The sequence below is a fragment of the Mesorhizobium sp. WSM4828 genome, from assembly GCF_055811175.1.
The window spans coordinates 50,473-76,369 of sequence record NZ_JBVVQK010000013.1 but is presented as its reverse complement, the minus strand read 5'-3'; the positions used below and the strand labels follow the sequence as shown (position 1 = coordinate 76,369).

Here is a 25,897-nt window from a genome sequence, read left to right as displayed (position 1 = left end):
CTGACCTATATGGACCAGCAGGTCGGACGGGCCTCACCTCGCAATCCGGAAGCCGAATTTGAACCATCGGGAAACAGCACGGATACTGGTCGCCGGCAGCGGCCCTGCGGGGCTGATCGCGGCGCTTGGCCTTGCCGAGGCGGGTTTTCCCGTGACGCTCGTCGGACCCGAGGCAGCCGGCCCCGACGGCCGGACGACAGCCTTGATGAACCCTGCCCTGAAGATGTTCGAACGGCTCGGGATCTTCGACGGAATCAGGTCGCACGCAGCGCCGCTCAAGGTGATGCGCATCGTTGACGCAACCAACCGGCTGATCCGCAGCCCGACAGTGACCTTTCGCGCCAGCGAGATTAACGAAGAGCAATTCGGGCTGAACTTGCCCAACAGCGTTCTCAACCGCACGCTAGCCGAGGCTGTCGCGCATTCGGGCATCGAATGGCGAAAGTCGATGGTGGAGGCATGGCGCCTCGATGCCGACCATGCCCATGCCGTTCTCGCCGACGGCAGCGAGGTTGAGGCGTCGTTGGCGGTTGCCGCCGATGGCCGTCAGTCGCCGGCCCGCGAGGCAGCCGGCATCCGGACCTCGGTCCGATCCTATCCGCAGGCGGCGCTGGTGCTCAATTTCGGTCATCGCAGCGACCACGCCTTCACCTCGACCGAATTCCACACCGAGACCGGTCCGTTCACACAGGTTCCCCTGCCCGGCAACCGGTCCAGCCTTGTCTGGGTGCTCGAGCCCGATGTCGCCAGGAACCTTGCAGCACTCGATGACACCGAGCTTTCGACGCGGGTCGAACAGCGGATGCAATCGATGCTGGGTCGCGTATCGGTTGAGCCCGGCCGGCAGGTCTACCCACTTTCAGCGGTGAGCCCGTGGCGGTTTGCGCATCGCCGCGTGGCCCTTGTCGGTGAAGCCGCCCACGTGTTTCCCCCAATCGGCGCGCAAGGCCTCAATCTCGGCATCAGGGACATCGACGACCTGATTGGTACCGCAAGCAGAAACCGCTCGGATCCGGGCGCCGCCAAGGCGCTTGCAGCCTATGATTTCAAGCGGCGGCCGGACATTCTGGCGCGCAGCAGCGCGGTCAACCTGCTCAACATGTCGTTGCTTTCCGACATGCTGCCGGCTCAGCTGGTGCGCAGCGCTGGCCTGGGCGCGCTTGAGGGGTTTGCGCCGCTGCGGGCGTTTTTCATGCGCGAGGGTCTTCGACCCGGCAGCGGTTTTGCAGCGTTTTTTGGGGGATTGCGAAAACCGGCTGCGCGATAGCGATCTTGGGCACCGCCCTTGATCCGCATCTTGCGATGCTCAACCCGGCATCAAGGGGATCGGGATTGAATTGACGCGGCGTCTGCGCCAAATAATGACGATGTCGACCTTAAGGTCCGGCCAGTCTTTGCCGGATTGGTGCGTTAGAGTCTAAAGTCCTGGAGCGTTTTCCTGCGTGTTTCAGGATGCGTGGCGTTCAAGAAGTTCAAGTGGTGAGTGCGATGAAGACAGCCAAATTCTCGATCGGACAGGTGGTTCGGCACCGGCTGTTTCCGTTCCGCGGCGTTATTTTCGACGTCGATCCGCAATTCGCCAATACCGACGAATGGTACGAGGCGATCCCCGCTGACGTGCGGCCGCGCAAGGACCAGCCTTTCTATCATCTGTTCGCCGAGAATTCCGAAACGGAATACATCGCCTATGTGTCCGAGCAGAATTTGCTCGAGGACCGGTCGGGCGAACCGGTCCGGCATCCGCAGATTGGTGAGATGTTCGATAAGAAGCCGGACGGGCGCTACGAGCCGAAGCACCAATTGAGACATTGACTTAGTCGGGATCGAGCTGGGATAGGCTTGAGACATGGCTTGACCCGACAAACGGCCGATCCAAACGAAAAAAGCGGGGCATGAACCCCGCTTTTTGTTGGTTCGAAAACCCGTCGATCAGTTGGCGGCCTTCGCCTTTTCCTGCTCTTCCTTGAGCTTCTTGGCAAAATCCTGATTGTTCTTGGCGACGAAGTCCTGGAGCTTTTTCTGCCGGTCCTCGATGTCCGACTGCTGCAGCGGCGGGCCGTCGAAGGCGCCGCTGAAGCCGGTCAGCGCAATCTTGATCGGGTTCGGCTGGTTCTGGAAATTGACTGAGGTGAGCGTCAGCGCCGATCCCTTCTTGAAGGATGCGACCAGCTGATCGCTCAGCGGCACTTCCGCCACGCAGCGATCCGGGAAACAGATTACATAGTCGAGCTTCTGCGCCTTGCCGCCGTCGATCTGGAGGCCGATGCCGGGAGGAACCAGACGGCCGGTCGGAACCGTCACCTGGAACACCTTGCGGTTCACCTTGCCCTTCAATTCGATCAGGCTGACACCGGTGATGAGCTGGCCGTTGCCGGCGGTGGTGATGTTCTGGACATTGCAGATGTCGACGTCTTCCTGCTTGGTGCAGGCCTTGAACCAGCCTTGCGGAATCTGCTGTTGCTGCTGCGCGGAAGCAGCGGGAATCCCGGCGCCGAGAATGCCGACCACGCCAGCGGCCATGACCGACAGGCGGTACGCGTTGCTGTTCAGGCTCGTCATGTCGTGCATTCCTCTCAAATGATCCCGGAACCGGCTTTTTCCCGCCGTGTGGTCCAGCTACCTGTTGCCGAAATGAGGCAACAGAATGACTTCGGACGGCGTGTTACACTGCAAGCGGTGCCGAATCCAGCCCGGGTCTCGCGAATCTTGGCCGAGGGGTTGGCCGGTGCACGACCGGCTCATGTATGCTGCGCATCGAATCGGGAAGGAGACGGTCATGGGCCGCGTTGTCTTTTGGCTGATCGCCGCAATGTTGTTTGTCGGCCTTTCCCTGCAGCCGGCTCTGTCGGAACCGAAGCACGCGCTTGCCATGCAGGGCGAGCCGGCGCTGCCGGCCGACTATGATCATTTCAACTACGTCAATCCCGACGCGCCAAAAGGCGGCAGCATTACCTATTGCGTCGTCGGCAGCTTCGACAATCTCAATCCGTTCATCCTGAGAAGCCTGCGCACCACCGCGCGCGGCATGATGGATCAAGCCTTTGGCAATCTCGTCTTCGAGCCGTTGATGCAGCGCAACTACGACGAGGCCTTCAGTCTCTACGGCCTGCTCGCCGATACCGCCGACATGGATCCCGAGCGCAAGAGCATCGAATTCCACCTCGATCCCAACGCCAAATGGTCGGACGGCGTGCCGGTGACGCCGGACGACGTGTTGTTTACCTATGACGTCTTCACCGAGAAGGGCCGGCCACCTTACAGCCAGCGGATGAAAGCGATCGCCAAGCTCGAAAAGACCGGCGACCGCAGTGTGCGCTTCACCTTCAACGACAGGGCCGACCGCGAATTTCCGCTGATCATTGCGCTGACGCCGATCATCCCGAAACACGCCTTCAACAAGGACACCTTCGACAGGACGACGCTGAAGCCGGTGATCGGCAGCGGGCCCTACACGGTGGCGCATGTCGTGCCCGGTCAGCGCATCGTGTTCAAGCGCAATCCGGACTATTGGGGCAAGGACGTGCCGTCCAAGCGCGGCTTCGACAATTACGACCAGATCACCATCGAGTATTTCCTCAACGCCAACGCCAAGCAGGAAGCGTTCAAGAAAGGCATCTGCGCCATCGACGACGACAGCGACCCGGTCAAACGCGAGCGCGATCTCGACTTTCCGGCCTTCCACAGGGGCGAGGTCATCGCCGAAACCTTCGACACCGGCATTCCGCCGGTGGTCAACGGTTTCCTGTTCAACACTCGGCTGCCGAAGTTTTCCAATCCGGTCGTGCGGCGCGCGCTCGGCATGCTCTACGATTTCGAATGGGCCAACAAGAATCTGTTCGGCGGCAAATACACGCGCACGATGAGTTTTTGGCAAAACTCCGAGCTCTCCGCCCTCGGTCATCCCGCCAGCGAAAAGGAAAAGGCCCTGCTGGCCCCCTACCCCGGCCGCGTGCCCGCAGATGTCATGGACGGCACCTACAGGCCGCCCGTTACCGACGGCTCCGGCCAGGACCGCAAGGTGCTGAAGGCGGCATTCGAGCTGCTGAAGAGCGCGGGCTATACGGTGCAGGACGGCGCGATGCTCGATCCCGAGGGAAAGCCGTTCGGTTTCGAGATACTGACCGCCTCGCAGGACGAAGAGCGACTTGCCGCTATCTATCAGCGCACGCTTGAGAAGCTCGGCATCGATGTCGGCATCCGCAGCCTCGACGGCGATCAGATCCAGTCGCGCAAGCAGCGTTTCGATTTCGAGGTGCTGGTCGGCTCGACCGGTTTCAACAACTCGTTGTCGCCTGGTATCGAGCAAACCGGGCGCTGGGGATCCGCTGCCGCCACGGCCGAAGGATCGTTCAACCTCGCCGGCGTCGCCGATCCGGCGGTGGATGCGGCGATCGAGGCGATGCTGAGAGCCCGTTCGAAGGAGGACTATGTCGCCGCCGTCCGCGTTCTCGACCGGCTGTTGATCTCAGGCAATTACATGGTGCCAACCCAGCACAACAACCAGCAATGGCTTGCCTATTGGAACTATCTGGAACATCCGCAAAAGACGCCCATATACGGTTATCAGTTGCCGACCTGGTGGCGCAAACCGAAGTGACCTCTTCAGAACAGGAGACCAAGATGAACGACGAGAACTCGATTACCGTCGATGTGGTCTCCGACGTGGTGTGCCCCTGGTGCTTTATCGGCCAGAAACGGCTCGACAAGGCGATTGCCGCCGTCGATATCGACGTTCACATACGCTGGCGGCCCTTCCAACTCGACCCGACAATCCCGCCCGAAGGCAAGAACCGCCGCGACTATATGGTGGCGAAATTCGGGAGCGAGCAACGCATCCGCGAAATCCATGCCCGGATCGAGCCGCTGGGCGAGGCTGAAGGCATCTCCTTCGCCTTCGACGCCATCAAGGTCGCGCCCAATACGCTGGATGCGCACCGTCTCATTCGCTGGGCCGGGACGGCCGGCGAGGCCATTCAGAACCGGCTGGTGCGCCGGCTGTTCCAGCTGAATTTCGAGGAAGGCGCCAATCTCGGCGATCATGCCGTGCTGATCGAAGCCGCCCGCGAGGCCGGCATGGATGCGTCCGTAGTCGAAACGCTTCTGCCGACCGACGCCGATGTCGAGGCGGTGCGCACCGAAATCGCCACCGCTTCGCGCATGGGCATATCGGGCGTGCCGTGCTTTCTGCTTGAAGGCAAATATGCGGTGATGGGCGCCCAGGACGCCGATACGCTTGCCGATGCACTCCGCCAGGTCGCCGCAGCCAAGGCACGCGGCGAACTGGAAACGGCCAACTGAGTCGGACTATTTCACCGTCACCTTGGCCTTGCTGACGAAAAAGCCATGGCCATGCCTGCCGGTGCAGGTCAATCCCTTGGTGGATGACTGGCAGAAAAACGGCCCCTTGCTCCAGCTATTGCCGTAGCCAGCTTGCTGACGTCACCGCAGCAGCCTTGCTCGCCTGGATTCTTGATCAGCGTCGCCGGGCCTTTCGGGCCGAGGATGATGGTGACGTAGCTGGGCTCGACGCGCGAACAACTCAGTTCCGGTCCGCCATCCTGTGGCTCATAGGTGCTGGTGCCGCCCTTCGGCGTGTAGATGCAGCCAATATTGCCGGACGGCGTGTTGAACTCGATCTGTCCCTCGGCGTTTGCGGGAACGGTCTGGCTGCCGGCATATGTTGGCGGCAGCCAGGCAAACATTGCGAGCGTCGCCACAAACAATGTTCGTGCAAGCATGAAGAACTTCCCCCCGGTTCAAACCTGGATGCGTCCAGCAGGTTCGATCCGAAGCGCATCTTTGTCAAACGCAGTTTGCGCGCGCTCTAAAAAGTACGGTCTGATCGATGTTGGTCTGCATCCTGGACTGTAACGGCAAAGTCAGTGCTTGGCCGATTACGGGGTCCTGACAAGGCGGCTTCAACCACGAATCATACGGTCACGTTCTGGCCGCCGACGAGGTCGGACCTGACTGTAAAGGCGGACTGAAGATCGGTTCAGGCTGTGAAGATCGACCGCTGGGCGGCGCTTCTATGTTCACAAAGCTGTGTGAAGACCTTCCCTTGGGGAAGGTCTCTACTTGCTCGGGCGCAGGCAAGTAACTACTTGAAATGGCGTTGGTATTCCACCCCTCGAAACGTAACGGCCTAACGCCGCGATCATTCATTCTGTTGCTCCACTGCAACGGCCCGCGAGCTAAGCCACCTGCGGCCGGAGAAAAGCTAATGGAAAATGATCAATTGGTGTTACTGTCCGTAACAAAAGAAAAATCGTTTGGGCGGGATAGTGATTCGGGTCGATAGACCAACGCGACATTCAATATCGGAAAAATGGCTCCGCGGTGCCGCAAGGCAGTCGCCCCTGACGCCCGTATCGTCGATGCGCAGCTTCTGGGGACTGATGCGGGCCTACTGGTTCTCGGACAAGTGGGTGGAAGCCTGGACGCTGACACTGGTGATCGCCCTGCTCACCGCGCTCTCCAGCAAGTCAGGCGTCTGGTTTGCCGTAGCATCCGGAGAGCTGGTCAACTCGATCGCCTTTTTCCACGATGCCGCAAACACCACCCCGCTTCAGGCTCTGCTGACCAATGCCGGGATACTTGTCCTCCTGGTCTTGCTCAAGGATGCGGGTTTTACCGGTATCCGCAGCCTGGTATCCGCAACATTGCATCGTAAGTGGCGCGGCTGGCTGGACAGCCAGTTCAACGAAGCCCTGCTTGACGCCAATCACACCCATTTCCACGCTCAGCATGGCTCGTCAGGTGCCGCCGCTCCCGACAATATCGATCAGCGCATCCAGGAATCGATCAAGGATATGACGGGCGGAGCCATCGGCCTCGCGATGGGGGTTCTGGCCGTTGCTACTTCATTGTATTTCGTTGGCCAGCAACTGCTTGCGCACTCGGCGGAGGTCAAGGGGCTGGAGTTCCTCGGCAGCTATGGCAGCGCCGTTCTCGCCTTTCTGGCGGTCGCCACCTACGTGCCGTTGAACACCTGGATCGCGGTCAAGCTGGGCAGGCTGCTGGAACGGCTCAATGTCAGGATGCAGCAGGCCGAAGGCAGCTATCGCGGCGAGCTGATCACGTTCCTGCGCCGCAGTTTTCATGTCGCCGCATCGCAAGGCGAGAACGTGCAGAAGGCAGTGCACACCCAGCGCTATGTCGACATCGACCGCACCTGGGCGCGGCTGAACATCGTCAACACAGGCTACAATTCATTCGAGCTGATCTACAATTTCATCGGTGCCCGCATTGTCGCCTACGGGCCAGGCTTGGTTCCCTTTATCCATAACGGCTTCGATCTCAAGGGCTACATAACCGGCTCCGAGATGGTCAACTCGTTGATCAGTCAATGCTCGTGGTTCATCCATGTCATGCCTGCCATCGCCGCATTGCGGGCCAACAGCCAGCGCGTCACCGAACTCGCAAACGCTATCGAAAACGTCCAGCACCCGCAGGAATTTTATCAGCAGACCGGCCGCTCCGATTTTCGCTACGACCGCCAAAACCCGGTTTTCGGCCTGACCATCCAGAAGCTCGAACTGGCGCATCAGGGCGAGGACGCCACGCCCTTCCTGAGTGCCGCGAATTTGCGCTTCCGGCGAGGCGAGTGGACTTTTCTCAAGGGCGAATCCGGTTGCGGCAAGACCTCGCTGATCAAGGCGATCAACGGCCTGTGGCCTTATGGCCGCGGCACCATCGTCTTCCCGGAAGGGGTCAGGAGTTTCTACGCCGCCCAGGAGGTGAAGCTGCAGCAGGTTTCGCTGAAGCAACTGGTCTGCCTGCCCGGTTCCGAGCATGATTACGCCGACGTGCAGGTCGCATCCGCCCTGCACAAGGCCGGCCTTGGCGATTTCATCGAGCATTTGGCCGAGGAGAGCCGTGAAGGAAAGATCTGGGATCAGGTTCTCTCGGGTGGGCAGAAACAGAAGCTGGTTGTCGCCCGCATCGTGCTGCAGCAGCCGGGATTGCTGTTCCTCGATGAAGCCACCGGCGCGCTCGACCCCGATGGACGGATCGCCTTCCACCAGGCGATCAAGGACAATTGCCCTGATGCAACTGTGATCTCGATCATGCATGAGGCGACGCCGCCGAGATCGCTCGCGGGCACCGAATTCTACCACAGCGTGGTTGCGATCGCCGACGGCGTCGCCACCAAGAAGCCGCTGGTTCCGAGCTTGCCGGTCGAGCTCACCACCATTCTCACGCAGCCGACGCGGCCGGCCGAGGACAAGTGGCTGCGCTTTCCCCGCCGGCTGAAGCAGAGATAGCCGCGGCACCACTGCCGGCATCCAGCCAGCCTGCCACGTAGCCCGATCACAGTCTCGCGATCCGGTCGGTTTGCCGCCGCTTTAACCCGCTCTCGCGATTGACTCGGCAAGGCGCGCTCCTATGTTGCGCCGGCTTGCAGAATCTCAACTCGAACCCGCGAGCAGAAAGGTCACCGCGCCATGCCTGGCGACAGTCACAGTCGAACGCAACCGCCGTCCGCTTGACGTGACCTGACCGGCTCACGTCCTGCCGGACGGCAAGGAGTGAGCCATGAACGAGTCTTCCCCCGTCGCGGGCGGCGATGCTATCGCCATCGCTCGCGTACTTGCCAACGAACACGTCGCCGACATCGTCGAGACCTTGAATCGGGAGCCCCGCGAGACAGCATCGGATCTGCTCTGCGAAGTGCCGTTCGAGCGGCTGGTCGAGATCTTCGACCAGCCGAAGCTCGACGGCGCATCCGAACTCGTCGAGGCGCTGCCCCGCATCAAAGCAGGCAGACTGCTTGCGGCCATGTCGGTCGACCGCGCCGCCGACATATTGCGCGATCTGAACGAGCCGGCTCGTTCCGAACTGCTTGGTGGCCTAGCGCCACCGCTGCGCGCGACGCTGCTTGCCATTCTCGGCTATCCCGATGGCAGCGCCGCCTCGCTCATGACGACCGAATATGTCAGCGTGCCGCCGGACTGGAGCGTTGCCCGCACTCTGGATTATATCCGCAAGGTGGAGCGGACGCGCGAAACTGTCTACGCGATCTACATCGTCGATCCGCAAACGCATGTCCTGTTGCGCTCGACCAACCTGCGTCGACTGATCGCTGGCGAGCCCGACGAGCTGATCATGGCAATAGCGCCGGATCGTGCGCCTATCACCGTTTCACCGCTGACCGATAGTGAAAAGGTTGCTCAGTTGATCTCGAAATATGATCTGCTCGCCGTCCCGGTCGTGGACAACGGCAAGCTCCTCGGCATCGTTACCATCGACGATATTATCGACACGATGATCGAGGAAACGACCGAGGACGTGCATCGTTTCGGCGGCATGGAGGCTCTGGACGAGCCCTATATGAAGATGGGCTTTCTAGCGATGATCCAGAAGCGCGCCGGCTGGCTATGCGCGCTGTTTATCAGCGAGATGCTGACCGCCAACGCGATGCAAAGCTACGAGGGCGAGCTGGAAAAGGCGATCGTGCTGACGCTATTCATTCCATTGATCATGAGCTCCGGCGGCAATTCCGGCTCGCAGGCGACCTCGCTCGTCATCCGGGCGCTGGCGCTGCGCGAGATCGGCCTTGGCGACTGGTGGCGGGTGGCATTGCGCGAGCTGCCCACCGGCCTGGTGCTTGGCTCGATTCTTGGCGTGGTCGGCGTCTGCCGCATTGCGCTCTGGCAGTATCTCGGCTTCTACGACTACGGCCCGCACTGGCCGCTGATCGCAATGACGATCGGCGCCACGCTGGTTGGCATCGTCACCTTCGGCTCGCTGTCTGGATCGATGTTGCCGTTCGCCCTGAAGCGCATCGGCTTCGACCCGGCCAGCGCATCGGCTCCGTTCGTCGCCACGCTGGTCGATGTCACCGGGCTGGTGATCTATTTTTCGGTTGCGCTGGTGATCCTGCGCGGAACGTTGCTGTAAGAAAACTTACGCACTTCCATCGCGGCAATTTCGTTGCCGCGATGGGTTTATTGTCGCGTCAGACGCGCTCACCATCCTTCACCCGGTAAGTCGGCCTGTACAGGGTGACGAGTTCTTCCGCCGCGGTCGGATGCACCGCCATGGTGCGATCGAAATCATCCTTGGTCAGCCCGGCCTTCAGCGGTATGCCGAGAAGCTGCGCCATTTCGCCGGCATCCGGCCCGAGGATGTGGGCGCCGAGGACCTTTTTCGAGGCGCCGTCGACGACCAGCTTCATCAGCATCTTTTCGTCGCGGCCGGAAAGTGTGTGCCGCATCGGCCGGAAGGTGGCGCGGTAGATTTCAAGGTCCGAAAAGCGCTTTGCCGCCTCATCCTCCGACAGGCCGACCGTACCGATCTCGGGCTGCGAAAAGACTGCGGTAGCGATCGTGTCGTGGTCGGGCGCCGTCGGATTGTCCTTGAAGGCGGTCTCGACGAAGCACATCGCCTCGTGGATTGCCACCGGCGTCAATTGCACGCGGTGGGTGACGTCACCGATTGCCCAAATGTTGTCGATGTTGGTGCGGGAGTATTCATCGACGTGAATTGCCCCGGTTTTGGTCATCTCGATGCCGACGCCTTCCAGGCCCATGTTCTCGGTATTGGGAATGCGGCCGATGGCGAGCATGACCTGGTCGACCGTCAGCACCGTGCCGCCGGTGACAAGCGCGTCGAGTCGGCCGTCAGGCCGCTTCCTGACCCACTCGGACACGGCGTGGCAGAGGATTTTTATCCCTTTCTTTTCCATCGTGTCGTGCAGCATGCGTCTGAGGTCCATGTCGAAACGGCTGAGGATCTCCTTGCCGCGGTAGACCAGCGTCGTGTCGACGCCAAGGCCGTGAAAGATGTTGGCGAATTCGACGGCGATATAGCCGCCGCCCTCGATCATGATTGCCTTCGGCAGTTCCTTGAGGTCGAAGGCTTCGTTGGAAAAGATGCAGTGCTCATGGCCGGGCAATGCCGGATGCGGCGCCGGGCGCCCGCCGGTAGCGATCAGGATCTGGTCGGCGCTAACGGTGCGATCCTCACCGAGAAGATGCACCACATGCGGATCGACCAGGGTGGCGCGCGAATGAAAGACCTCGCCGCCGGCGCCCTGCACGTTCTTCTTGTAGATGGCCTCCAGCCGGCTGATTTCGCGGTCCTTGTTGGCGACCAGCGTCTGCCAGTCGAAACGCGCCTCAGGCACCGTCCAGCCATAACCGGCGGCGTCGGCGAAATGCTCGGGGAATTGCGAGGCGTAGACATAGAGCTTCTTCGGCACGCAGCCGCGGATCACGCATGTGCCGCCGTAGCGATATTCCTCGGCAATGCCGACACGCTTGCCGAGTGCGGCCGCGACGCGCGCCGCCCTCACCCCGCCGGAGCCGCCGCCGATGACGAAAAGATCGTAGTCGTAACCGGCCATGGCTGAACTCCTTGCCCCTCAAACACCGAGACAGGTAGGCTGCCGACTATCAAAAGAAAAGCCCGGACTTGCCGGGCTTTCTGGTCCAGTGTCGGTCAGGCCGCTCGGAAGTCCGCAATCAATTCGGTGTGGCGTCCGCGGGAGCTGCGCCGTCTGCCGGAGCGGTACCGTCGGCAGGTGCAGCCGGCGCCTTGGCATTCGCCGCTGCACCCAGGGTCTCGCCGACCTGCTGGGCGAGATCGCGAGCCAGGCCGTTCTGCCAGATCTCGGCAGCCTTCACCAGTTCGCGCGTCACGATCGGGCCGTTGTCGAGCAGCTTCTTGCCGGAATCGGAATTGTAGAAAGCGGCGATTTCATTGAGTTCCTTTTCCGAGAACACCTTTGCATAGGCGAGCGCTGCTTCCTTTTCCAGGTCGGCGCGGCGCGATGCCAGGGTCATCGCCTTCTCGTTGATCGTCTTGGCGATCAGTTCCTGCATGTCCGGGTTCTTCTGGATCAGCTGCTGCTCGAGGGCCGCGGCCGCTTGCGGCAGGATGTTATCGAACGTATCCGTCGCATGGATCGCCGCGACCGCGGCGCGCGCCGCCTTCAAATGCGCATCGGTGACGTCCTGCGAAAACGCAGGCGACGAAAACGCGAAAACGGCCGAGGCCGCCAGAATGGCAAAAAAGCGGCCAACCCGGTTATGCAACATCATGATCGGTAAAACTCCCTGATTTTCGGGCGGCATGGACGGTTTGGATGCCGTCGCCGCCGGCTATGATGGCCGTTGATGCCAGCCCGATGAAAAGACCATGCTCGACCACGCCCGGAATGGCGTGGAGAGCATTCGAAAGCGCTCTTGTATCCGGAATGCGGCCAAAAGATGCATCGAGGATAAAATGGCCGCCGTCTGTAACAAATGGCTGGCTCCCCGTCATCCTTAATGTAACAGGGCCGGAAAGGCCAAGGTTTGCAGCTGCCGCGCCAACCGCAATTTCGGTGGCGCGCAGGCCAAACCGGTTGACTTCGATGGGCAGCGGAAAACGGCCGATCATCTCGACCATCTTGGAGCTGTCGGCGATGACGATCATGCGCGCGGAGGCCGCCGCGACGATCTTTTCGCGCAGCAGCGCGCCGCCGCCGCCCTTGACCAATGTCAGCGCCGGATCGATCTCGTCGGCGCCGTCGATGGTGAGGTCGAGTTCGGGCGTTTCCTCGAGGGTGGACAGCGGCACACCAAGCTCGGTGCAAAGGACGGCGGTGCGCTCCGAGGTCGGCACGCCGATGACAGTCAGGCCGGTAGCGACCTTGTCGGCGAGCAGCCGCACGAACTCGTCCGCCGTCGTGCCGGTGCCGATGCCGAGCCGCATGCCATCCGTGACATGGGCAAGCGCTGCCCGCGCGGCCTCAACCTTCAATTGCCTCGCATCCATGCCGGGTCCCGAGATTTGTTTCGGCGCTCGTAGCATTTTTGCCGGGCTGGTCAAAGGACCTTGCCCGCGGTGGATAAGCCGGCTTGCCTGAACGGGCCGCAGCGGTTATCGCCTGCCGGCAATCGAATCGTCACAGGACAGGCCATGACCCGACCGATCATCGTGTTCGACCTCGACGGGACGCTGATCGACACGGCGCCGGACCTGCTCGACAGTCTCAACCACAGCCTTGCCGCCAGCCAGCTCGCGGCCGTCGACGAAGCCGGCTTCAAGCGCTTCGTCGGCCATGGCGGCCGGGTGATGATCGAGCGCGCTCACGCAGCGCAGCATAGGTCGCTGGCAGTGGAGGAGCGCGACCGCCTGCTCAAGCTGTTTCTGGACCATTACACCGTTAACATTCCCGGCAAATCGCGCCCCTACCCCGGCGTCCCTGCGGCGATCGCACGGTTCGAGGCAGCCGGTTACCTGCTGGCCATCTGCACCAACAAATACGAGGCCAATTCGGTGGCATTGATCGAAGCGCTCGGTATGACCAGGCATTTCGCGGCGATCTGCGGCCAGGACAGTTTTCCGTTCCGCAAGCCCGACCCGCGCCATCTCACGCAGACCATCGCGCGCGCCGGCGGCGACCCGCGCCGTGCGCTGATGGTTGGTGATTCGCAGACCGACATCGACACGGCGAAAGCCGCCGGGATTCCGGTGGTGGCAGTCGATTTCGGCTACACTGACCGCCATGTGCGAGAGTTCGAACCGTCGGCGGTAATCTCGCATTTCGATTCGCTGACGCTCGATCTGGTACAAAGACTGATGGCTGCGGCAGAAGGCTGAAAGCTGCCCATCGGGCGGACCGCCAGATGCCGACCGACAAGTGGTTGACTTAGCAGGCCAGCCTCCCTTATATCGCGGCGCGCTTGGCCTTCGGGCAACGAGCGGGCGATTAGCTCAGCGGGAGAGCACACCCTTCACACGGGTGGGGTCGCAGGTTCAATCCCTGCATCGCCCACCATTTGCTTTCCTGAATCAATTCCAAGCCAGAGCGGCTAGCAGCTGCAGGTGGCCCCCTCGCCGCCAAAATTCTTTTGGGCGAAATTCAAGGCGCTGCTGTAGCTCGTATAGCTCTGGAACTGGCAAACGTTGGAGCCGGCCCGCACCTTCATCTGCTCGATATCCCAGAACGAAACATCGATACGGTCGTCGGCGCAATAGACTGTATAGCGTTCAGGTTCCAGCGCCGCGGCTTTCTGGACAGGCATCGAAACGGCCAGGCTGGAAAGTATGGAAAGTACAAATATGATGGCGTGACGCATTTGCATGTAGACCCCCGAAATGACCACCGGCACTATTATGGCCGCGATGTTGAGGCGACGCATCATGATTTTAAGCAGTCGCCGTGTTCTTTCGGTGGCCATAAATCAGGTACGGACGGCGCCTCCTTGTAGCGCAACGCTCCGCTATCCCGGAACAAACCTGCATAGAAACGAGTTTCTGCTGATCGAGATGTGAGGGAAAGCCATGTCCAGACTTGTTTTGGCGGCCGCAGTGCTGCTTGTCGGCGGATCGGCCTTTGCCGCGGACGAAAATCCGGTGCCGCCGCAGAATGCCAAGAAGCTGTCGGAAATCATCGCCAAGGTCGAGCAGCGCGACGACTTCCGCTACATCAAGGAAATCGATTGGGACAGCGGCGCCTACACTGTCACCTACTACACGAACGACAAGGCGAAAGTTGAAATCACCTATGATCCGGTGACAGCCGCGCCGAAATGAAGCTGGCCGCCAACGGTGCAAATTCTAAAAAATGGCGGGCATCGAATGCCCCCGACCTTCGGCAGACCCTTGCGCAGATATGGCTTTGATGGCTGACTGAGTGCTATCATTGCGCGCGGGGGTGGGCATGGCGACGGTAAAGCACGTATTGAAACGCTTTCTGATGATGCTCGCGGGTTATTTCATAGCGGTACTGGTCGGGCTGATCGCGGTGGCGGCGATCTATGGCGGGTTGAGCTCGCTGCCAAACGCGCCGAATTATTTCGACGTCATGGGTGTCACCCCCGTTGCGGTGCTGCTGTTGCCGCCGCTCGGCATGTTCATCTATTTTCTGACGATCGTGCTGACCGGCCTGCAGACGCTGATCTTCGCACTGATTGCCGAGTTTTTCTCGCTGCGCAGTTTTTGGCTGCACATGGTCTTCGGCGCAGCGGCCGCGGTTGGCGGGTTCGCCTTGATCTGGCCTAGTGTACCGGACGACACGAACCCGGAGCGCTGGGCCGATATCGGTATCATTGCCGCGGCAGGCGTTGTTGCCGGCCTGGTCTATTGGCTGATCGCCGGACGCGACGCCGGCTTCCGGCGTCCGCTGTTTCAGCGCTAGAACCGCATTCCTCAGCTAGCCGGCGAACGCACCGCTTCCGTGCTGTCGAGCGCCTGCTGCAGCCTTGTATCGCGGCCGTAGACGTCGTTGAAATATTCGACGGTGCCGGACAGGTCCGGCCATGCGGTGAAATAGGCGACGTAGACGGGGATCTTGCGTGTCACGTCTTCGGTCGAATGTCCGTGTTTTAGCTTGTCCTCGATATAGTCGACCGAGGTGCCGAGCACGGCAGCCGCCATGCCGCGCGGATCCTGCAAGCGAACACAGCCATGACTGAGCGCACGCATGTCGCGCTGGAAAAACGACTTCTGCGGCGTATCGTGCATGTAGATGGCGTGCTTGTTGGGGAACAGTATCTTCAATTCGCCCAGCGCATTGGCCTCGCTCGGCAGCTGGCGCACGCCGTAGGGTATCTTGGCGCCATAGGCGCCCCAATTGACCGAGGATGAGGGAATGCGCTTGCCGCGGGCATTGACCACCTCGTAGCCGGCGCGGTCGAGATAGCCAGGATCCCGGCGCAGCCGCGGCAGCATCTCGTTAACCAGGATCGACTGCGGCACGCCCCAATAGGGATGGAAGTCGACCTGCTCTATCTGGTCATAGAAGAAAGCAGTCTGGTTGGTGGGCCTGCCAACGACGGCGCGGGTCTTCAGCTTCTCCTCGCCATCATCGATATAGCTCGCGGTGAAAGCCGGTTGGTTGATGAAGACGCGCGGGCTGCCAAGGTCGGAAGGCAGCCAGCGCAACTCTTCGAGCGCAACCCGAACCTTCTGAATTTTGTCGGCCTTGGACGTTCCGGCCAACGATGCGACCGTACGGGGACCGATGACGCCGTCGCCTTTCATGCCGGCACGTTTCTGCACCTCCTTGATCACCGGCACCAGCTCCGGATCGTAGACCTCGCTGGTGGCGAGCCTCGCCAGAACCTCTCCATAGGCGCCGCCCATCTCGTCATCGAGATTGCGCGCGATCTTTGTCAACAGCTTCGGCAGCTCGGGGTTGGTCTGCCCCGGCTTCAACAGCAGATTGGGATCGATGGTGATTTCGTCTTCGGCGCTGGCCTGGAGCGCTTCCAGTTCGACGCGCAGCGCCTGATACTCGGAATTCTGTGGATGCCGCGATTCGAGATAGGTGCGCACTTGCTGGGTGTGGGCCAGCGTGTTCAGCACCCCTTCCATGTCGAGCGGCTTCGGCGGAAAATCGTAGTAGCCGGTCATGCGGTTGGGATCGACGCGGCCGCTTTGTGCGTCACGGGCGTAGCGCAGGACACGCGCCGACAGCGCCATCTCGAAGCGGACCAGCTCTTTCAGGCGTTCATCGGCATTGCCCGCCGACGCGCCTGCTGCCGGAACTTCGACGGTGTAATCCGCGGGCGTCAGGCCGTAGCTCGCGGCCTCGCCCAGCACCCGCACCGCATCCTCGGCACGGCTGTTGGGACTGGTTCCCGTTACCCAGATGAAATCCGGATTGGCCGAGTAATAGGCGATCAGCGCCTTGGCGATGTCCTTCTCGGCGTAGAGGTCATAGCCTTCGAGGCCGGCAATGGCTTCGCGGAATGCAGCCCCGGTGGCCGCCGGTTCGAATGCAGCATCCTGAGGCGTTGCCGGTTCAGGCGCTGCCGACAGTGCCGAAAAATCGACGCGCACCAGCGGATCGCTCTTGTAGGTGTAATAGGACGGGCTGCTGATTTGCGCACCACCACCGGAAGCGGCCGGAGCCTTGGGCTTCGGCTTGTATCTTGACGGTGGCGGCGGAAAGTTACCTTTCGGCGGTGCGTGTTTGACGCCGCCGCCGAAAAGCATGTCGAAGAACCCTTGCGCTTCAGCCTGCGGCGCCCCGAAGGCCAGCATTGCCGCGGCCACCGCAATCGGCAGCACGGTTGCTTTGTTTCCAAGGAGTTTCATGGATCACCCGCTCCGGTTGAACCGGATCCCGTTCCGCACCGCTTTCACGGTCTCGCCCACCGCATGGCGGATGTAAGGCGTGACTACACTGATTCATACTGATTTCGTTAAGCTTCCATAAATTTCGGAACGTCTGTTGCAGAACGGTTTCACAACATCGTGACGGGCCAAGCGGTTCCGCCATCGCCCCGATCAATGGTAGTGCCCGTGAGCCAAGCCTCAAGCGTTGGCGCCGCCGTCGATGGTCAATGCCGCGCCTGTCACGAAGCGCCCTTCGGGACCGGCAAGCCAGGCGACCATGCCGGCGATCTCGTCGGCCGTGCCGAAGCGAGGCATCGCCATCTTCTGGCGCTGATGCTCGGCGTGCGGGCCGGCTGCCGGATTCATGTCGGTATCGGTCGACCCGGGATGGACGACATTGGCGGTGATGCCGCGCGGACCGAGATCGCGTGCAAAGGCCTTGGTCAGGCCAACCAAGGCAGCCTTGCTGGCCGAATAGGCGCTCAGGCCGGCGTCCGTGGCACGCTCGGCCAGGTTGCTGCCGATCGAGATGATCCGGCCACCCTCGCCCATATGCGCTGCTGCCGCCTTGGCGGCGACGAACGGGGCTCTGAGGTTGACCTCCATTGTCTCATCGAAGTCGGCAAGCGACAGGGCATCAATCGGCGCAGCGCGCCAGATGCCGGCGCTGTTGACCAGGATGTCGAGCCGTCCGAAGGCTTTTGCTGCCTCATCGACTGCAGCCTCGATCGCCGCAGCATCGCGATTGTCGGCCTTGATGGCAAAGGCCCGGCCGCCGGCCGCCTCGATTTCCCTGACCACCCCGCGCGCCGCTTGCTCGCCATTCACATAGGTGATTGCCACGCCCGCGCCGTCGGCCGCGAGCCTTCGTGCGATCGCCGCACCAATGCCGCGGCTGCCGCCGGTGACGAGGGCGGCCTTGCCGTTCAAGCTGCTGGATGACATTTGCTGCTCCATTTTGTAGTGATTGATACATAAATATCTGCCAGCCTTGCTGAACCACGTCAACTGAATTATGTATCGACCAATACAGAAAGGATGCCATGCCGGAACGAGGCCGCCCCCGTACCTTCGATCGAACCGCCGCCTTGCGGCGCGCAATGGAAGTGTTTTGGGCCAAGGGCTATGAGGGCGCGTCGATAAGCGATCTGACCGCTGCAATGGGCATCAATTCACCCAGCCTCTATGCCGCCTTCGGCAGCAAGGAAGCGCTGTTTCTCGAGGCAACCGAGCTTTACACGCGGGTCGAGGGAACCGATATCTGGTCCGCGCTGGAAAAGGCGCCGACCGCGCGCCAGGCGGTCGAGCGGTTCCTGAGGCAGACTGCCAGGGCCTATTCACAGACCGGTCGTCCGCAAGGCTGCCTTATCGCGCTCGGCGCATTGCACCAGGATTCAAGCCGCGGCGCCATCTGCGATGATCTGCGCCGTCGCCGCGCCGAAAACCGCGAAGCCTTGCTGAGACGGCTCGAGCGTGGGGTGGCCGAGGGGGAGTTGCCGGGCGATTTCGACTGCGGTACGGCCGCGACCTTCTACGCGACCGTGCAGCACGGTATGTCGATCCAGGCGCGCGACGGCGCGTCGCGCTCGGCCCTTCTGGCGACGGTGGCCGGGGCAATGGCGGCTTGGATAGCGATGGCCGGCACCGGGGCGGCGTGACAATCGAACCAGGCAGACAAGAACAGACATTCAGATTACTGCAGAGACGGCTCCAGCCTACCGGCAACGAAGCCAACGGCACGCTCCACCACACCCTCGTCGGCTAGAATGCGGCGGTGGCCGAGCCCGTCGGCCCAGTAAAGCCGCACATGGTCTCCGGCGCGCGTGTAGAGCCTTGCATGCTCGGCGGACACTTCGCGGTCGTCCGGTGCGTGGATCACCAGCGTCGGCAGCGGCGTGCTTGCCAGTTGGCGGTCACCGGTGAACTCATGCAATGGCCGGCCGGCGATGCGCTCGACCCGGTCGGCCATGGCGGCCTGCGAGCGCGAGCCGACATTCAGCATGCGACTGAAATCAGCAAAGATTGCCGGCAGCGAGCTCGGCGCAGCGATAAGCACCAGTCGCCCGGCCGCCAATCGCGGGATGTTCCTGATTGAACCGGCGACTGCATTGGCGGCAACGGCACCACCAAAGGAATGGCCGACGATGGCGGCAAACGGCCCGAACCATTCGCCGGCAACCCGTGCCGCATCGACCGCACTGACCAGGGTAAGCCGGCGGCCCTGCGACTGGCCGTGGCCCGGCAGGTCGAGCGAGACCACCTTGTAGCCGGCATCGCGATAGGCTTCGATCAGCGTTCGCATGTATTCGGTGCGCGAACGCCAACCATGGATGACGAGCACTGTGCCGGCAGTTGCCCTGCCCGGCTCGGGCCGGAATTCATGCACCATGACGCAGCCGGTTCTGGTCTTTAGCCGGTGATGGCGCGCTTGGGTCATGAAATCGGCGGCGCGATCGATTGCGCGGCGCTCACCTTGGCTCAAGCTCTTTTCGTGCGGTGTGCGGCAGAACAGCTCGAATGCGGCGCGCCCGGTGAGTCGCGGTGCCACATGCTCAGCCACGCCGAACGTGCCGCGGATGACCTTCAGTCCAAATGATGCCATAGTGCCGATCCATTCATTGGTTCAAGCATGAACATAATAGTTCAAACATGAACATTAAGCAAGACCTGCCCTGGGACAACCCGCGTTTTCGCAACTGGGTCGCGGTGGCGCGCGCCTGCCACGTGCTGGAACGCACCCTGGCGGTGAAGCTGGCGCCGCTCGACTTGAAGCCGGCGCAGCTCGACGTGCTGATGAACCTCTACCGTCATCCAGGCATGTCGCAGCATGACCTCGCTCGTCGCCTGCTGGTCGGCCGCTCCAACATCACCATGCTTTTGCCGCAGCTGGAGACCCGCGGCCTGCTGCGCCGCGAGGGCGACGAGAAGGACAAGCGTGTGCTGCGGCTGACATTGACCGAGGCCGGCGAGGCACTGCTGATGCAGGCGCTGAAGGTCCATATGGCGCTGATCGAGAAGGCGATGAGCCAGTCGACACCGGAACAATGCGACATGATCGGCGAACAGATGCGGAGGGTTGCCGAGGTTTTGAAGACCGCCTGACGGCCCAGTGCTCCACCACCAAGTGCTTCACCACATCGACTTTTTTGCGCGCTCCGGCCATTCCTTGTCGTAGACCTCGCCGTCGATGTTCTTGCGGCTGGTGATTTCCAGGATTTGGCCGGGAGTCGGCAGCGATTTCGGGTCGACATGCCTTGCCAGATTCCACAGTTCCGATCGGTGGATGGCGCGGGCGCACTGGAAATAAACCGCATCGATCTCGACGATCGTCACCGAGCGCGCCGGCTTGCCCTCGACGGCGAACGAGGCGCAGAGCCCGGGGTCGGTGGTGATGCGGGCACGGCCATTGACGCGCAGCGTCGTGCCGGAACCCGGCACCAGGAACAGGAGCGCGACGCGCGGATCGCGAAGGATGTTCCTTAGCGAATCGGCACGGTTGTTGCCGCGCCGGTCCGGCATCATCAGCGTTTTCGGATCGTCGATGCGGACGAAGCCAGCGAGGTCGCCGCGCGGCGAGCAGTCCAGCCCTTCAGGCCCGCAGGTCGCGAGCACGGCAAATGGCGAAGCCTCGATTATAGCCGCGTATTCGGGAATCAGCTGGTCGAGTTCTTTGACCACCGACGCCTCGCCGGGCAGGCCATAGAGCGCTTCGAGTTGTTCGACGCTGGTGATCATCGACATGTTTTCGTCTCCAAAGCTTTGCCGGCGCTACTCCAGATGCATGACGTTTTCACGACATGGTGCCCACTTGCCGGTCATCACGAAACGGGTGTCGAGGCAACGCGAACAAGCGCAAACGCTTTCACCTACACAATCGTGCCGACGGATACGGAGACCGAAAAATGGATAAACCGCACGACCGGCGACGCACCGCCATGGAACTTATCGAAAACATGTTCAATGTTGAAATGCGTTTCCTGCAATCAGGGTCGGAGAGCCTCGATATGCTTGCCGGCGCATTTCATGCCGAGATTGTCGTGCATGAGCCGCGCTCCCTGCCCTATGCCGGTGACTGGAACGGCCTCGACGGCGTTGGCGCCCTTTTCCGCAAGATGCGGGAAATCTGGAGCGACGTGGCGGTGGAGGACCTTCAGGTCGCCCAAAACGATGACACGGTGTTCATGAGCTGCACGCTTTCACTGACGTCGCGGGCCAATGGTGCAACCATCAAACAGCCGTTTGCCGAAGTCTTGCGCTTCAAGAATGACCGGCTGATCGAAGGCATGCCGTTTTATTACGACACCAGCGAGATACTGGCGATCCTGCGTTGACCGGAGAGTCCTGCGGGATCCATTCAACGGTCGCGGCTCAGGCCCTTCTCTTCCAATTCGGCGAGATAGGCGGCCCAGCGTGCATCCTTCTCATGACCCAGCGTGTGCAGGTAATTCCAGGTGAAGATGCCGGTATCATGGAAATCGTCGAAGGTGATGCGTACAGCATAATTCCCGACCGGCTCGATCTTAAGGATCGCGACATTGCGCTTGCCGGGAACGGTGACGCGCTGTTCGGGCGAATGGCCCTGCACCTCGGCGGATGGCGAGGCGACGCGCAGCAACTCGGCCGGCAACTCGAACGGCTGATGGCCCGGAAAGGTCACGGAAAGCAGCTTGCGATCTTTCGAGACCCTGAGTTCCTTCGGCGCTGTCATGGTGGTGGATCCTGCGGAGAACTGCCCTTCCCTACGCCGCTTCGTGTCGAGGGAAAAGGCCGCATGGAAAGTTCCGACATGATCTGTCGGCGTCGGAATGTTACCGAAGATCGCGAGCTTCTATCTTGAATGGCAAGTTGGCTCGTATCACATAGCCATATATAACGAAGCCGTTCACGGCCACGGGAAGCGCATAAGCATGGATATGATCGATCCTTTCGGTCGCACGATCACCTACCTGCGCGTGTCGGTCACCGACCGCTGCGATTTCCGCTGCACCTATTGCATGGCCGAGGACATGACGTTCCTGCCTAAGAAGGACCTGCTGTCGCTGGAAGAACTCGACCGGCTCTGCACGGTCTTTATCGAAAAGGGCGTGCGCAAGCTCCGCCTCACCGGCGGTGAGCCGCTGGTGCGCAAGAACATCATGCACCTAGTGCGCCAGCTTTCGCGGCATCTCGAGAGCGGTGCGCTGGAAGAGCTGACGCTGACCACCAACGGATCGCAACTTTCCCGCTTTGCCGCCGAGCTCGCCGACTGCGGCGTCAAGCGCATTAACGTCTCGCTCGATACGCTCGATGCCGACAAATTCCACCAGATCACCCGCTGGGGCAATCTGGACAAGGTCATGGACGGCATCGACGCCGCGCAGGCGGCCGGGCTGAAGGTAAAGCTCAACGCCGTGGCGTTGAAGGACTTCAATGACGCCGAATTGCCGGACATGCTACGCTGGGCGCATGGCCGCGGCATGGATCTGACGGTCATCGAAACCATGCCGATGGGCGAGATCGACGCCGACCGCACCGACCAGTATTTGCCGCTGTCGCTGCTGCGCGCGGCACTCGAGCGCCAGTTCACGCTAAGCGACATCCCTTACAAGACCGGCGGCCCGGCCCGCTATGTCCACGTCGCCGAGACCGGCGGGCGGCTCGGCTTCATCACGCCGATGACGCATAATTTCTGCGAAAGCTGCAACCGGGTCCGGCTGACCTGCACCGGCACTCTCTACATGTGCCTCGGCCAGGAAGATGCCGCCGACCTGAGAGCGCCGCTGCGTGCGTCGGAAGGCAACGAGCTGGTCGCCGATGCCATCGACGAAGCAATCGGCCGCAAGCCCAAAGGCCATGACTTCATCATCGATCGCCGCACCAACCGTCCCTCGGTGTCGCGGCATATGAGCGTCACCGGCGGCTGATTTTTCGCCGATTTCGTGCAAGAATAATCGCCTTGGTATCGGCGCGAGGCAAGGCGTGCAGCGGTTTTTTGCAGTCCTGACGTTTTTCGGAGTGATGGCGGGGACCACGGCAGTCGCCGCGCCATTTACCTATACGAACGAGCGCTTCGGTACCGTCTGCACCTTTCCGGATGAAATCTTCACTCTTCGCCAGCCCGAGCCGGACAATGGCGATGGACAGCAATGGCTCACCGCCGATGGCGCCAGCCTGATCTGTTCGGGTATCCTCAACATCGATGATGACACCCCGACAGCCTTCGTCTCCGCTGAGAGGGCCAGCAAGGAACCTGGCTACAGGATCACCTACAGCAAGACTGGCAAGGACTGGGCGGTGCTGTCGGGCATCAAAGGCGGGAATATCTTCTATGAACGCCGCCTGTTCGGAAAAGACGGTGTCATCCGCACGGTCTGGATCGACTATCCGCCAGCCTTGAAATCGAAATACGACGCGCTCGTCGATGCGATTGCCGGTAGCCTCAGGGGACTGTGAGCATCCGCGACGTCAGAACTTATTCGCAGCCTATTGTTTTTGCTAGCGAGTCACGGTTGTTGACGCGTGTAGTCGTATCGTACGGCAATCCATTTCTTGCCGCTGCCATTGGCCTGGAGGAAATGTTGCTCGGCCACTTCGTGATTGTCGCCGTCCCTGGAAAATGACGAAATCGGAGGCCGTGAATCGCCCTTCGACCTCGGGCCCGAACCCGACGAAACCAAGCGGCTCGAACAGCAGTGAAATCTTGCCGTCCTCCTCGCCACCAAAACTCCAGGCGGGCATGATCCCTGCCGGGAAACGGGTGTCCATGGAGACATACTTCCAGCGGCCCTCCACCCGGTCATAGCTCAAATAGGCTATCCGCTGGAAGTCTGGGATTTTCGACCCGCGCGCCGGGCGCATCACCTCCTGCATGAAGGGGCCGATCATCGTGCGCTCGGCCACCAGCCCGGTCATCACGATCGGCTGGGCGCCGGGCGTTGGCCAGATCGTGTTGACGACGGACCATTTCCCGACGCGGCGAGCGAGCTCATCCGCTTCGTGACCCGGCGTGGACATCCGTTCGACTGCCGACGCCGAAGCGCCGTTCTCGGCGAACGCAGGCGCTATCGCCATGAGGATAACCGCCAGTGCAGAAGAGAACCGGAAAGCCGACGAAACGTGCCGCCTGCTGCCTGTGCCAAGCCTGTCCGCATTGCCTCGTGCATTCATCATGGACTACCTCCCCAGACAAGATCAGAAGCCTACAATGACCAATTTGGTGAATCTTGCCGAGCAAATTTGATGGCGTCGAAAAGTTTTCCTGGAGCCGCGGTGTGATCAGTTTGCCCTCCGAAGCCACCCTTTAGAACGGCACCTTTCGGGGTCACACCCAGAAAAGGTCTTGTCCGCAAACGGTCACCGGATTTACCGCAAGCCCATTCGGGCCTAGCCTCTGCCCTGGAGCGGTTCTTCGCCCAGTGGGGGAATACGATATGCGCAAACTCATTCTTTCTCTTGCATTGCTCAGCCTCGCGGCCCTGCCTGCGGCGGCTCAGTCGATCGGCGGCACCTATGTCGTGGCCGGCACCAATTTCGATGGGTCGTCCTATGATGGCGACGCGACGATCACGCTGACGAGCGAGACGACCTGCACGATCCATTGGGAGACAGGCGGCTCGTCCTCGGACGGTATCTGCATGCGGAACGACGATGCCTTCTCCGCCGGCTATGTCATGGGCAAGGCGGTCGGTCTTGTCGTCTACAAGGTGCAGGAAGACGGCTCGCTGCATGGCCTGTGGACGATTGCCGGCAAGGAAGGCAACGGCACCGAGGTACTGACGCCAAAATAAGCCCTGCCGCGCTTGCGCGGCAGATGTCATCGGCCACAGAAAGGCTGTGGCCCAGCCCTTTGACGTTGCTGTCTTGTGGGTGCCTGCTAGACGCTTGCTGCAGGACTCACACGGTAATCGCCTTGCCTCTTTCGCCAAACCTGCGCGGCGCGTTGTTCATGATGGTGGCCATGGCTGGTTTCACCCTCAACGACGCGATCACCAAATTCTCATCGGAATCGATGAACATGGCGCAGGTCATGCTGATCCGCGGCGCCTTCGCTTCGCTTTTCGTTGGCCTGCTTGCGTGGCAACGCGGCGCGCTTGCCCTGCCAGCTTCGATGCTGCAGCCGACAGTTGCGCTGCGCGTCGCCGGCGAGGCCGGCGCCACCGTGTCGTTCCTGGTTGCCCTGGCACATCTTCCGATCGCCAATGTCTCCGCCGTGCTGCAGGCGCTGCCGCTGGCGGTGACGATGGGCGCCGCGCTTGTGTTCAACGAGGGCGTCGGCTGGCGGCGCTGGCTGGCTATTGCCGTCGGTTTTGCCGGCGTGCTGATCATCGTGCGGCCGGGCTTCGAAGGGTTCAGCGTCTTTTCTCTGCTGGCGCTGGCCAGCGTCGCGTGCTGTGCGGTGCGCGATCTCGCCACCAAGCGGATACCGCAGGCAATTCCGACATTGCTGGTGTCGAGCGCCACGGCACTTGCCATGACAGTTCTGGGCGCGGCACTGCTTTCGCCGATGGGCGGCTGGACACCGATGACAGGAAGAACCACGGCGTTCCTGGCGCTGGCGGCGGTGCTTGTGCTCATCGGCTACCAGTTCATCATCACGGCGATGCGGGTGGGCGATATCTCCTTCATCGCGCCGTTCCGCTACACCGCCCTGCTCTGGTCAATCCTGCTTGGCTTCACGGTCTTCGGCGATGTCCCTGATCTGCCGATGATCCTCGGTGCCACGATCATCATCGTGTCGGGCCTCTATGCACTCTACCGCGAACGGATCGTCGGCCGGCAAAAGACAGCTGCCGAAAGCGCTGGACCGGACATGGCGCCGGACGGCATATAGGCGTGACCGTCGACGACCGTCTGATTTGAA

28 protein-coding genes and 1 tRNA gene are annotated in these 25,897 nt (G+C 61.4%); 17 read left to right on the top strand and 12 right to left on the bottom strand.

The window, feature by feature from the left end:
* Nucleotides 1–58 precede the first annotated feature (58 nt).
* Nucleotides 59–1,267, top strand: coding sequence for a UbiH/UbiF family hydroxylase (locus tag AC0L2X_RS16935; RefSeq protein ID WP_473555552.1), 1,209 nt, complete (start codon nt 59–61; stop codon nt 1,265–1,267).
* 221 nt (nt 1,268–1,488) lie between these two features.
* Nucleotides 1,489–1,812, top strand: coding sequence for a heat shock protein HspQ (hspQ, locus tag AC0L2X_RS16930; RefSeq protein WP_352491328.1), 324 nt, complete (start codon nt 1,489–1,491; stop codon nt 1,810–1,812).
* 117 nt (nt 1,813–1,929) lie between these two features.
* On the opposite strand, the gene AC0L2X_RS16925 is transcribed toward hspQ, so the two are convergent.
* On the bottom strand, nt 1,930–2,559 hold the full coding sequence (locus AC0L2X_RS16925) for an invasion associated locus B family protein (protein WP_352491327.1): 630 nt from the start codon (nt 2,557–2,559) through the stop codon (nt 1,930–1,932).
* 250 nt (nt 2,560–2,809) lie between these two features.
* On the opposite strand from AC0L2X_RS16925, the gene AC0L2X_RS16920 reads away from it, so the two are divergent.
* Nucleotides 2,810–4,597: an extracellular solute-binding protein gene (locus AC0L2X_RS16920; RefSeq protein WP_473555739.1), complete on the top strand. Its 1,788-nt coding sequence runs from the start codon at nt 2,810–2,812 to the stop codon at nt 4,595–4,597.
* 23 nt (nt 4,598–4,620) lie between these two features.
* Nucleotides 4,621–5,298 carry a DsbA family oxidoreductase gene (locus AC0L2X_RS16915; RefSeq protein WP_352456761.1) on the top strand — a complete coding sequence of 226 codons (678 nt, stop codon included), beginning with the start codon at nt 4,621–4,623 and terminating at the stop codon, nt 5,296–5,298.
* 68 nt (nt 5,299–5,366) lie between these two features.
* On the opposite strand, the gene AC0L2X_RS16910 is transcribed toward AC0L2X_RS16915, so the two are convergent.
* Nucleotides 5,367–5,738 carry a hypothetical protein gene (locus tag AC0L2X_RS16910; protein WP_473555556.1) on the bottom strand — a complete coding sequence of 124 codons (372 nt, stop codon included), beginning with the start codon at nt 5,736–5,738 and terminating at the stop codon, nt 5,367–5,369.
* 639 nt (nt 5,739–6,377) lie between these two features.
* Between AC0L2X_RS16910 and AC0L2X_RS16905 the strand changes: the two genes are divergently transcribed.
* Together AC0L2X_RS16905 and mgtE are read left to right on the top strand one after the other, a co-directional pair.
* Complete coding sequence (locus AC0L2X_RS16905) at nt 6,378–8,267, top strand: ABC transporter ATP-binding protein/permease (RefSeq protein ID WP_473555559.1); 1,890 nt, start codon at nt 6,378–6,380, stop codon at nt 8,265–8,267.
* 271 nt (nt 8,268–8,538) lie between these two features.
* Complete coding sequence (gene mgtE / locus AC0L2X_RS16900; protein ID WP_473555561.1) at nt 8,539–9,903, top strand: magnesium transporter; 1,365 nt, start codon at nt 8,539–8,541, stop codon at nt 9,901–9,903.
* A 58-nt stretch (nt 9,904–9,961) separates the two neighbouring features.
* On the opposite strand, the gene gor is transcribed toward mgtE, so the two are convergent.
* The 3 genes from gor to rpiA all read right to left on the bottom strand — a co-directional run bounded on the left by gor (nt 9,962) and on the right by rpiA (nt 12,765).
* The gene (gor, locus tag AC0L2X_RS16895) at nt 9,962–11,350 is read right to left on the bottom strand and encodes a glutathione-disulfide reductase (RefSeq protein WP_473555563.1); all 1,389 of its coding nucleotides are present in this window, start codon (nt 11,348–11,350) and stop codon (nt 9,962–9,964) included.
* A gap of 118 nt (nt 11,351–11,468) precedes the next feature.
* Nucleotides 11,469–12,047 carry a DUF2059 domain-containing protein gene (locus AC0L2X_RS16890; protein ID WP_473555566.1) on the bottom strand — a complete coding sequence of 193 codons (579 nt, stop codon included), beginning with the start codon at nt 12,045–12,047 and terminating at the stop codon, nt 11,469–11,471.
* Complete coding sequence (rpiA, locus tag AC0L2X_RS16885) at nt 12,034–12,765, bottom strand: ribose-5-phosphate isomerase RpiA (RefSeq protein ID WP_352456755.1); 732 nt, start codon at nt 12,763–12,765, stop codon at nt 12,034–12,036. The genes AC0L2X_RS16890 and rpiA overlap by 14 nt, the downstream gene beginning before the upstream one ends.
* Before the next feature lie 144 nt (nt 12,766–12,909).
* On the opposite strand from rpiA, the gene AC0L2X_RS16880 reads away from it, so the two are divergent.
* Nucleotides 12,910–13,593 carry a phosphoglycolate phosphatase gene (locus AC0L2X_RS16880; protein ID WP_473555568.1) on the top strand — a complete coding sequence of 228 codons (684 nt, stop codon included), beginning with the start codon at nt 12,910–12,912 and terminating at the stop codon, nt 13,591–13,593.
* Between the two features lie 103 nt (nt 13,594–13,696).
* A tRNA-Val gene (locus tag AC0L2X_RS16875) sits at nt 13,697–13,771 on the top strand.
* A gap of 34 nt (nt 13,772–13,805) precedes the next feature.
* On the opposite strand, the gene AC0L2X_RS16870 is transcribed toward AC0L2X_RS16875, so the two are convergent.
* The gene (locus AC0L2X_RS16870) at nt 13,806–14,174 is read right to left on the bottom strand and encodes a hypothetical protein (RefSeq protein ID WP_473555571.1); all 369 of its coding nucleotides are present in this window, start codon (nt 14,172–14,174) and stop codon (nt 13,806–13,808) included.
* 103 nt (nt 14,175–14,277) lie between these two features.
* On the opposite strand from AC0L2X_RS16870, the gene AC0L2X_RS16865 reads away from it, so the two are divergent.
* Together AC0L2X_RS16865 and AC0L2X_RS16860 are read left to right on the top strand one after the other, a co-directional pair.
* A complete protein-coding gene (locus AC0L2X_RS16865) occupies nt 14,278–14,529 on the top strand; it encodes a PepSY domain-containing protein (RefSeq protein ID WP_473555573.1) in 252 nt (83 codons plus the stop codon).
* Between the two features lie 127 nt (nt 14,530–14,656).
* On the top strand, nt 14,657–15,133 hold the full coding sequence (locus AC0L2X_RS16860; protein WP_352448896.1) for a hypothetical protein: 477 nt from the start codon (nt 14,657–14,659) through the stop codon (nt 15,131–15,133).
* 11 nt (nt 15,134–15,144) lie between these two features.
* On the opposite strand, the gene AC0L2X_RS16855 is transcribed toward AC0L2X_RS16860, so the two are convergent.
* Both AC0L2X_RS16855 and AC0L2X_RS16850 read right to left on the bottom strand, forming a co-directional pair.
* Nucleotides 15,145–17,037 (bottom strand): L,D-transpeptidase family protein, encoded by a 1,893-nt coding sequence (locus tag AC0L2X_RS16855; protein WP_473555575.1) that lies wholly within the window; start codon nt 17,035–17,037, stop codon nt 15,145–15,147.
* 219 nt (nt 17,038–17,256) lie between these two features.
* A complete protein-coding gene (locus AC0L2X_RS16850; RefSeq protein WP_352491314.1) occupies nt 17,257–18,003 on the bottom strand; it encodes a 3-oxoacyl-ACP reductase family protein in 747 nt (248 codons plus the stop codon).
* 98 nt (nt 18,004–18,101) lie between these two features.
* Between AC0L2X_RS16850 and AC0L2X_RS16845 the strand changes: the two genes are divergently transcribed.
* Nucleotides 18,102–18,716 carry a TetR/AcrR family transcriptional regulator gene (locus tag AC0L2X_RS16845; protein ID WP_473555577.1) on the top strand — a complete coding sequence of 205 codons (615 nt, stop codon included), beginning with the start codon at nt 18,102–18,104 and terminating at the stop codon, nt 18,714–18,716.
* A gap of 35 nt (nt 18,717–18,751) precedes the next feature.
* Here AC0L2X_RS16845 and AC0L2X_RS16840 read toward each other — a convergent pair whose 3' ends face one another.
* Nucleotides 18,752–19,660 carry an alpha/beta hydrolase gene (locus AC0L2X_RS16840; RefSeq protein ID WP_473555580.1) on the bottom strand — a complete coding sequence of 303 codons (909 nt, stop codon included), beginning with the start codon at nt 19,658–19,660 and terminating at the stop codon, nt 18,752–18,754.
* A gap of 47 nt (nt 19,661–19,707) precedes the next feature.
* Between AC0L2X_RS16840 and AC0L2X_RS16835 the strand changes: the two genes are divergently transcribed.
* Nucleotides 19,708–20,160, top strand: coding sequence for a MarR family winged helix-turn-helix transcriptional regulator (locus AC0L2X_RS16835; protein WP_254817243.1), 453 nt, complete (start codon nt 19,708–19,710; stop codon nt 20,158–20,160).
* Nucleotides 20,161–20,187: 27 nt separating this feature from the next.
* Here the strand turns inward: AC0L2X_RS16835 and AC0L2X_RS16830 are convergent, their stop codons facing one another.
* Entirely contained in the window at nt 20,188–20,799 is a 612-nt protein-coding gene (locus AC0L2X_RS16830; protein WP_473555582.1) for a pyridoxamine 5'-phosphate oxidase family protein, read from the bottom strand.
* Nucleotides 20,800–20,960: 161 nt separating this feature from the next.
* Here AC0L2X_RS16830 and AC0L2X_RS16825 point away from each other — a divergent pair, with 161 nt between their 5' ends.
* Complete coding sequence (locus AC0L2X_RS16825) at nt 20,961–21,389, top strand: nuclear transport factor 2 family protein (protein WP_473555584.1); 429 nt, start codon at nt 20,961–20,963, stop codon at nt 21,387–21,389.
* Nucleotides 21,390–21,412: 23 nt separating this feature from the next.
* On the opposite strand, the gene AC0L2X_RS16820 is transcribed toward AC0L2X_RS16825, so the two are convergent.
* Nucleotides 21,413–21,766, bottom strand: a complete 354-nt coding sequence (locus tag AC0L2X_RS16820; RefSeq protein ID WP_023717628.1) for a gamma-butyrobetaine hydroxylase family protein — start codon at nt 21,764–21,766, stop codon at nt 21,413–21,415.
* A 199-nt stretch (nt 21,767–21,965) separates the two neighbouring features.
* On the opposite strand from AC0L2X_RS16820, the gene moaA reads away from it, so the two are divergent.
* Together moaA and AC0L2X_RS16810 are read left to right on the top strand one after the other, a co-directional pair.
* Complete coding sequence (gene moaA, locus AC0L2X_RS16815) at nt 21,966–22,961, top strand: GTP 3',8-cyclase MoaA (protein ID WP_352491308.1); 996 nt, start codon at nt 21,966–21,968, stop codon at nt 22,959–22,961.
* A 55-nt stretch (nt 22,962–23,016) separates the two neighbouring features.
* A complete protein-coding gene (locus tag AC0L2X_RS16810) occupies nt 23,017–23,490 on the top strand; it encodes a hypothetical protein (RefSeq protein WP_352566232.1) in 474 nt (157 codons plus the stop codon).
* A gap of 42 nt (nt 23,491–23,532) precedes the next feature.
* Here AC0L2X_RS16810 and AC0L2X_RS16805 read toward each other — a convergent pair whose 3' ends face one another.
* Nucleotides 23,533–24,207, bottom strand: coding sequence for a hypothetical protein (locus AC0L2X_RS16805; RefSeq protein ID WP_473600049.1), 675 nt, complete (start codon nt 24,205–24,207; stop codon nt 23,533–23,535).
* Between the two features lie 260 nt (nt 24,208–24,467).
* On the opposite strand from AC0L2X_RS16805, the gene AC0L2X_RS16800 reads away from it, so the two are divergent.
* Nucleotides 24,468–24,824, top strand: coding sequence for a hypothetical protein (locus AC0L2X_RS16800; protein WP_352491305.1), 357 nt, complete (start codon nt 24,468–24,470; stop codon nt 24,822–24,824).
* Nucleotides 24,825–24,946: 122 nt separating this feature from the next.
* A complete protein-coding gene (locus AC0L2X_RS16795; protein ID WP_352491304.1) occupies nt 24,947–25,867 on the top strand; it encodes a DMT family transporter in 921 nt (306 codons plus the stop codon).
* Nucleotides 25,868–25,897: the final 30 nt, after the last annotated feature.

Coding starts and splice junctions, on each gene's coding strand:
- AC0L2X_RS16925 (WP_352491327.1), bottom strand. CDS start 2,559: ATGACGAGCCTGAACAGCAACGCGTACCGCCTGTCGGTCATGGCCGCT.
- AC0L2X_RS16910 (WP_473555556.1), bottom strand. CDS start 5,738: ATGCTTGCACGAACATTGTTTGTGGCGACGCTCGCAATGTTTGCCTGG.
- AC0L2X_RS16825 (WP_473555584.1), top strand. CDS start 20,961: ATGGATAAACCGCACGACCGGCGACGCACCGCCATGGAACTTATCGAA.
- AC0L2X_RS16855 (WP_473555575.1), bottom strand. CDS start 17,037: ATGAAACTCCTTGGAAACAAAGCAACCGTGCTGCCGATTGCGGTGGCC.
- AC0L2X_RS16860 (WP_352448896.1), top strand. CDS start 14,657: ATGGCGACGGTAAAGCACGTATTGAAACGCTTTCTGATGATGCTCGCG.
- hspQ (WP_352491328.1), top strand. CDS start 1,489: ATGAAGACAGCCAAATTCTCGATCGGACAGGTGGTTCGGCACCGGCTG.
- AC0L2X_RS16865 (WP_473555573.1), top strand. CDS start 14,278: ATGTCCAGACTTGTTTTGGCGGCCGCAGTGCTGCTTGTCGGCGGATCG.
- AC0L2X_RS16800 (WP_352491305.1), top strand. CDS start 24,468: ATGCGCAAACTCATTCTTTCTCTTGCATTGCTCAGCCTCGCGGCCCTG.
- AC0L2X_RS16820 (WP_023717628.1), bottom strand. CDS start 21,766: ATGACAGCGCCGAAGGAACTCAGGGTCTCGAAAGATCGCAAGCTGCTT.
- AC0L2X_RS16805 (WP_473600049.1), bottom strand. CDS start 24,207: ATGATGAATGCACGAGGCAATGCGGACAGGCTTGGCACAGGCAGCAGG.
- mgtE (WP_473555561.1), top strand. CDS start 8,539: ATGAACGAGTCTTCCCCCGTCGCGGGCGGCGATGCTATCGCCATCGCT.
- AC0L2X_RS16840 (WP_473555580.1), bottom strand. CDS start 19,660: ATGGCATCATTTGGACTGAAGGTCATCCGCGGCACGTTCGGCGTGGCT.
- AC0L2X_RS16880 (WP_473555568.1), top strand. CDS start 12,910: ATGACCCGACCGATCATCGTGTTCGACCTCGACGGGACGCTGATCGAC.
- gor (WP_473555563.1), bottom strand. CDS start 11,350: ATGGCCGGTTACGACTACGATCTTTTCGTCATCGGCGGCGGCTCCGGC.
- moaA (WP_352491308.1), top strand. CDS start 21,966: ATGGATATGATCGATCCTTTCGGTCGCACGATCACCTACCTGCGCGTG.
- rpiA (WP_352456755.1), bottom strand. CDS start 12,765: ATGGATGCGAGGCAATTGAAGGTTGAGGCCGCGCGGGCAGCGCTTGCC.
- AC0L2X_RS16830 (WP_473555582.1), bottom strand. CDS start 20,799: ATGTCGATGATCACCAGCGTCGAACAACTCGAAGCGCTCTATGGCCTG.
- AC0L2X_RS16850 (WP_352491314.1), bottom strand. CDS start 18,003: ATGTCATCCAGCAGCTTGAACGGCAAGGCCGCCCTCGTCACCGGCGGC.
- AC0L2X_RS16920 (WP_473555739.1), top strand. CDS start 2,810: ATGTTGTTTGTCGGCCTTTCCCTGCAGCCGGCTCTGTCGGAACCGAAG.
- AC0L2X_RS16905 (WP_473555559.1), top strand. CDS start 6,378: ATGCGCAGCTTCTGGGGACTGATGCGGGCCTACTGGTTCTCGGACAAG.
- AC0L2X_RS16835 (WP_254817243.1), top strand. CDS start 19,708: ATGAACATTAAGCAAGACCTGCCCTGGGACAACCCGCGTTTTCGCAAC.
- AC0L2X_RS16870 (WP_473555571.1), bottom strand. CDS start 14,174: ATGGCCACCGAAAGAACACGGCGACTGCTTAAAATCATGATGCGTCGC.
- AC0L2X_RS16915 (WP_352456761.1), top strand. CDS start 4,621: ATGAACGACGAGAACTCGATTACCGTCGATGTGGTCTCCGACGTGGTG.
- AC0L2X_RS16890 (WP_473555566.1), bottom strand. CDS start 12,047: ATGATGTTGCATAACCGGGTTGGCCGCTTTTTTGCCATTCTGGCGGCC.
- AC0L2X_RS16845 (WP_473555577.1), top strand. CDS start 18,102: ATGCCGGAACGAGGCCGCCCCCGTACCTTCGATCGAACCGCCGCCTTG.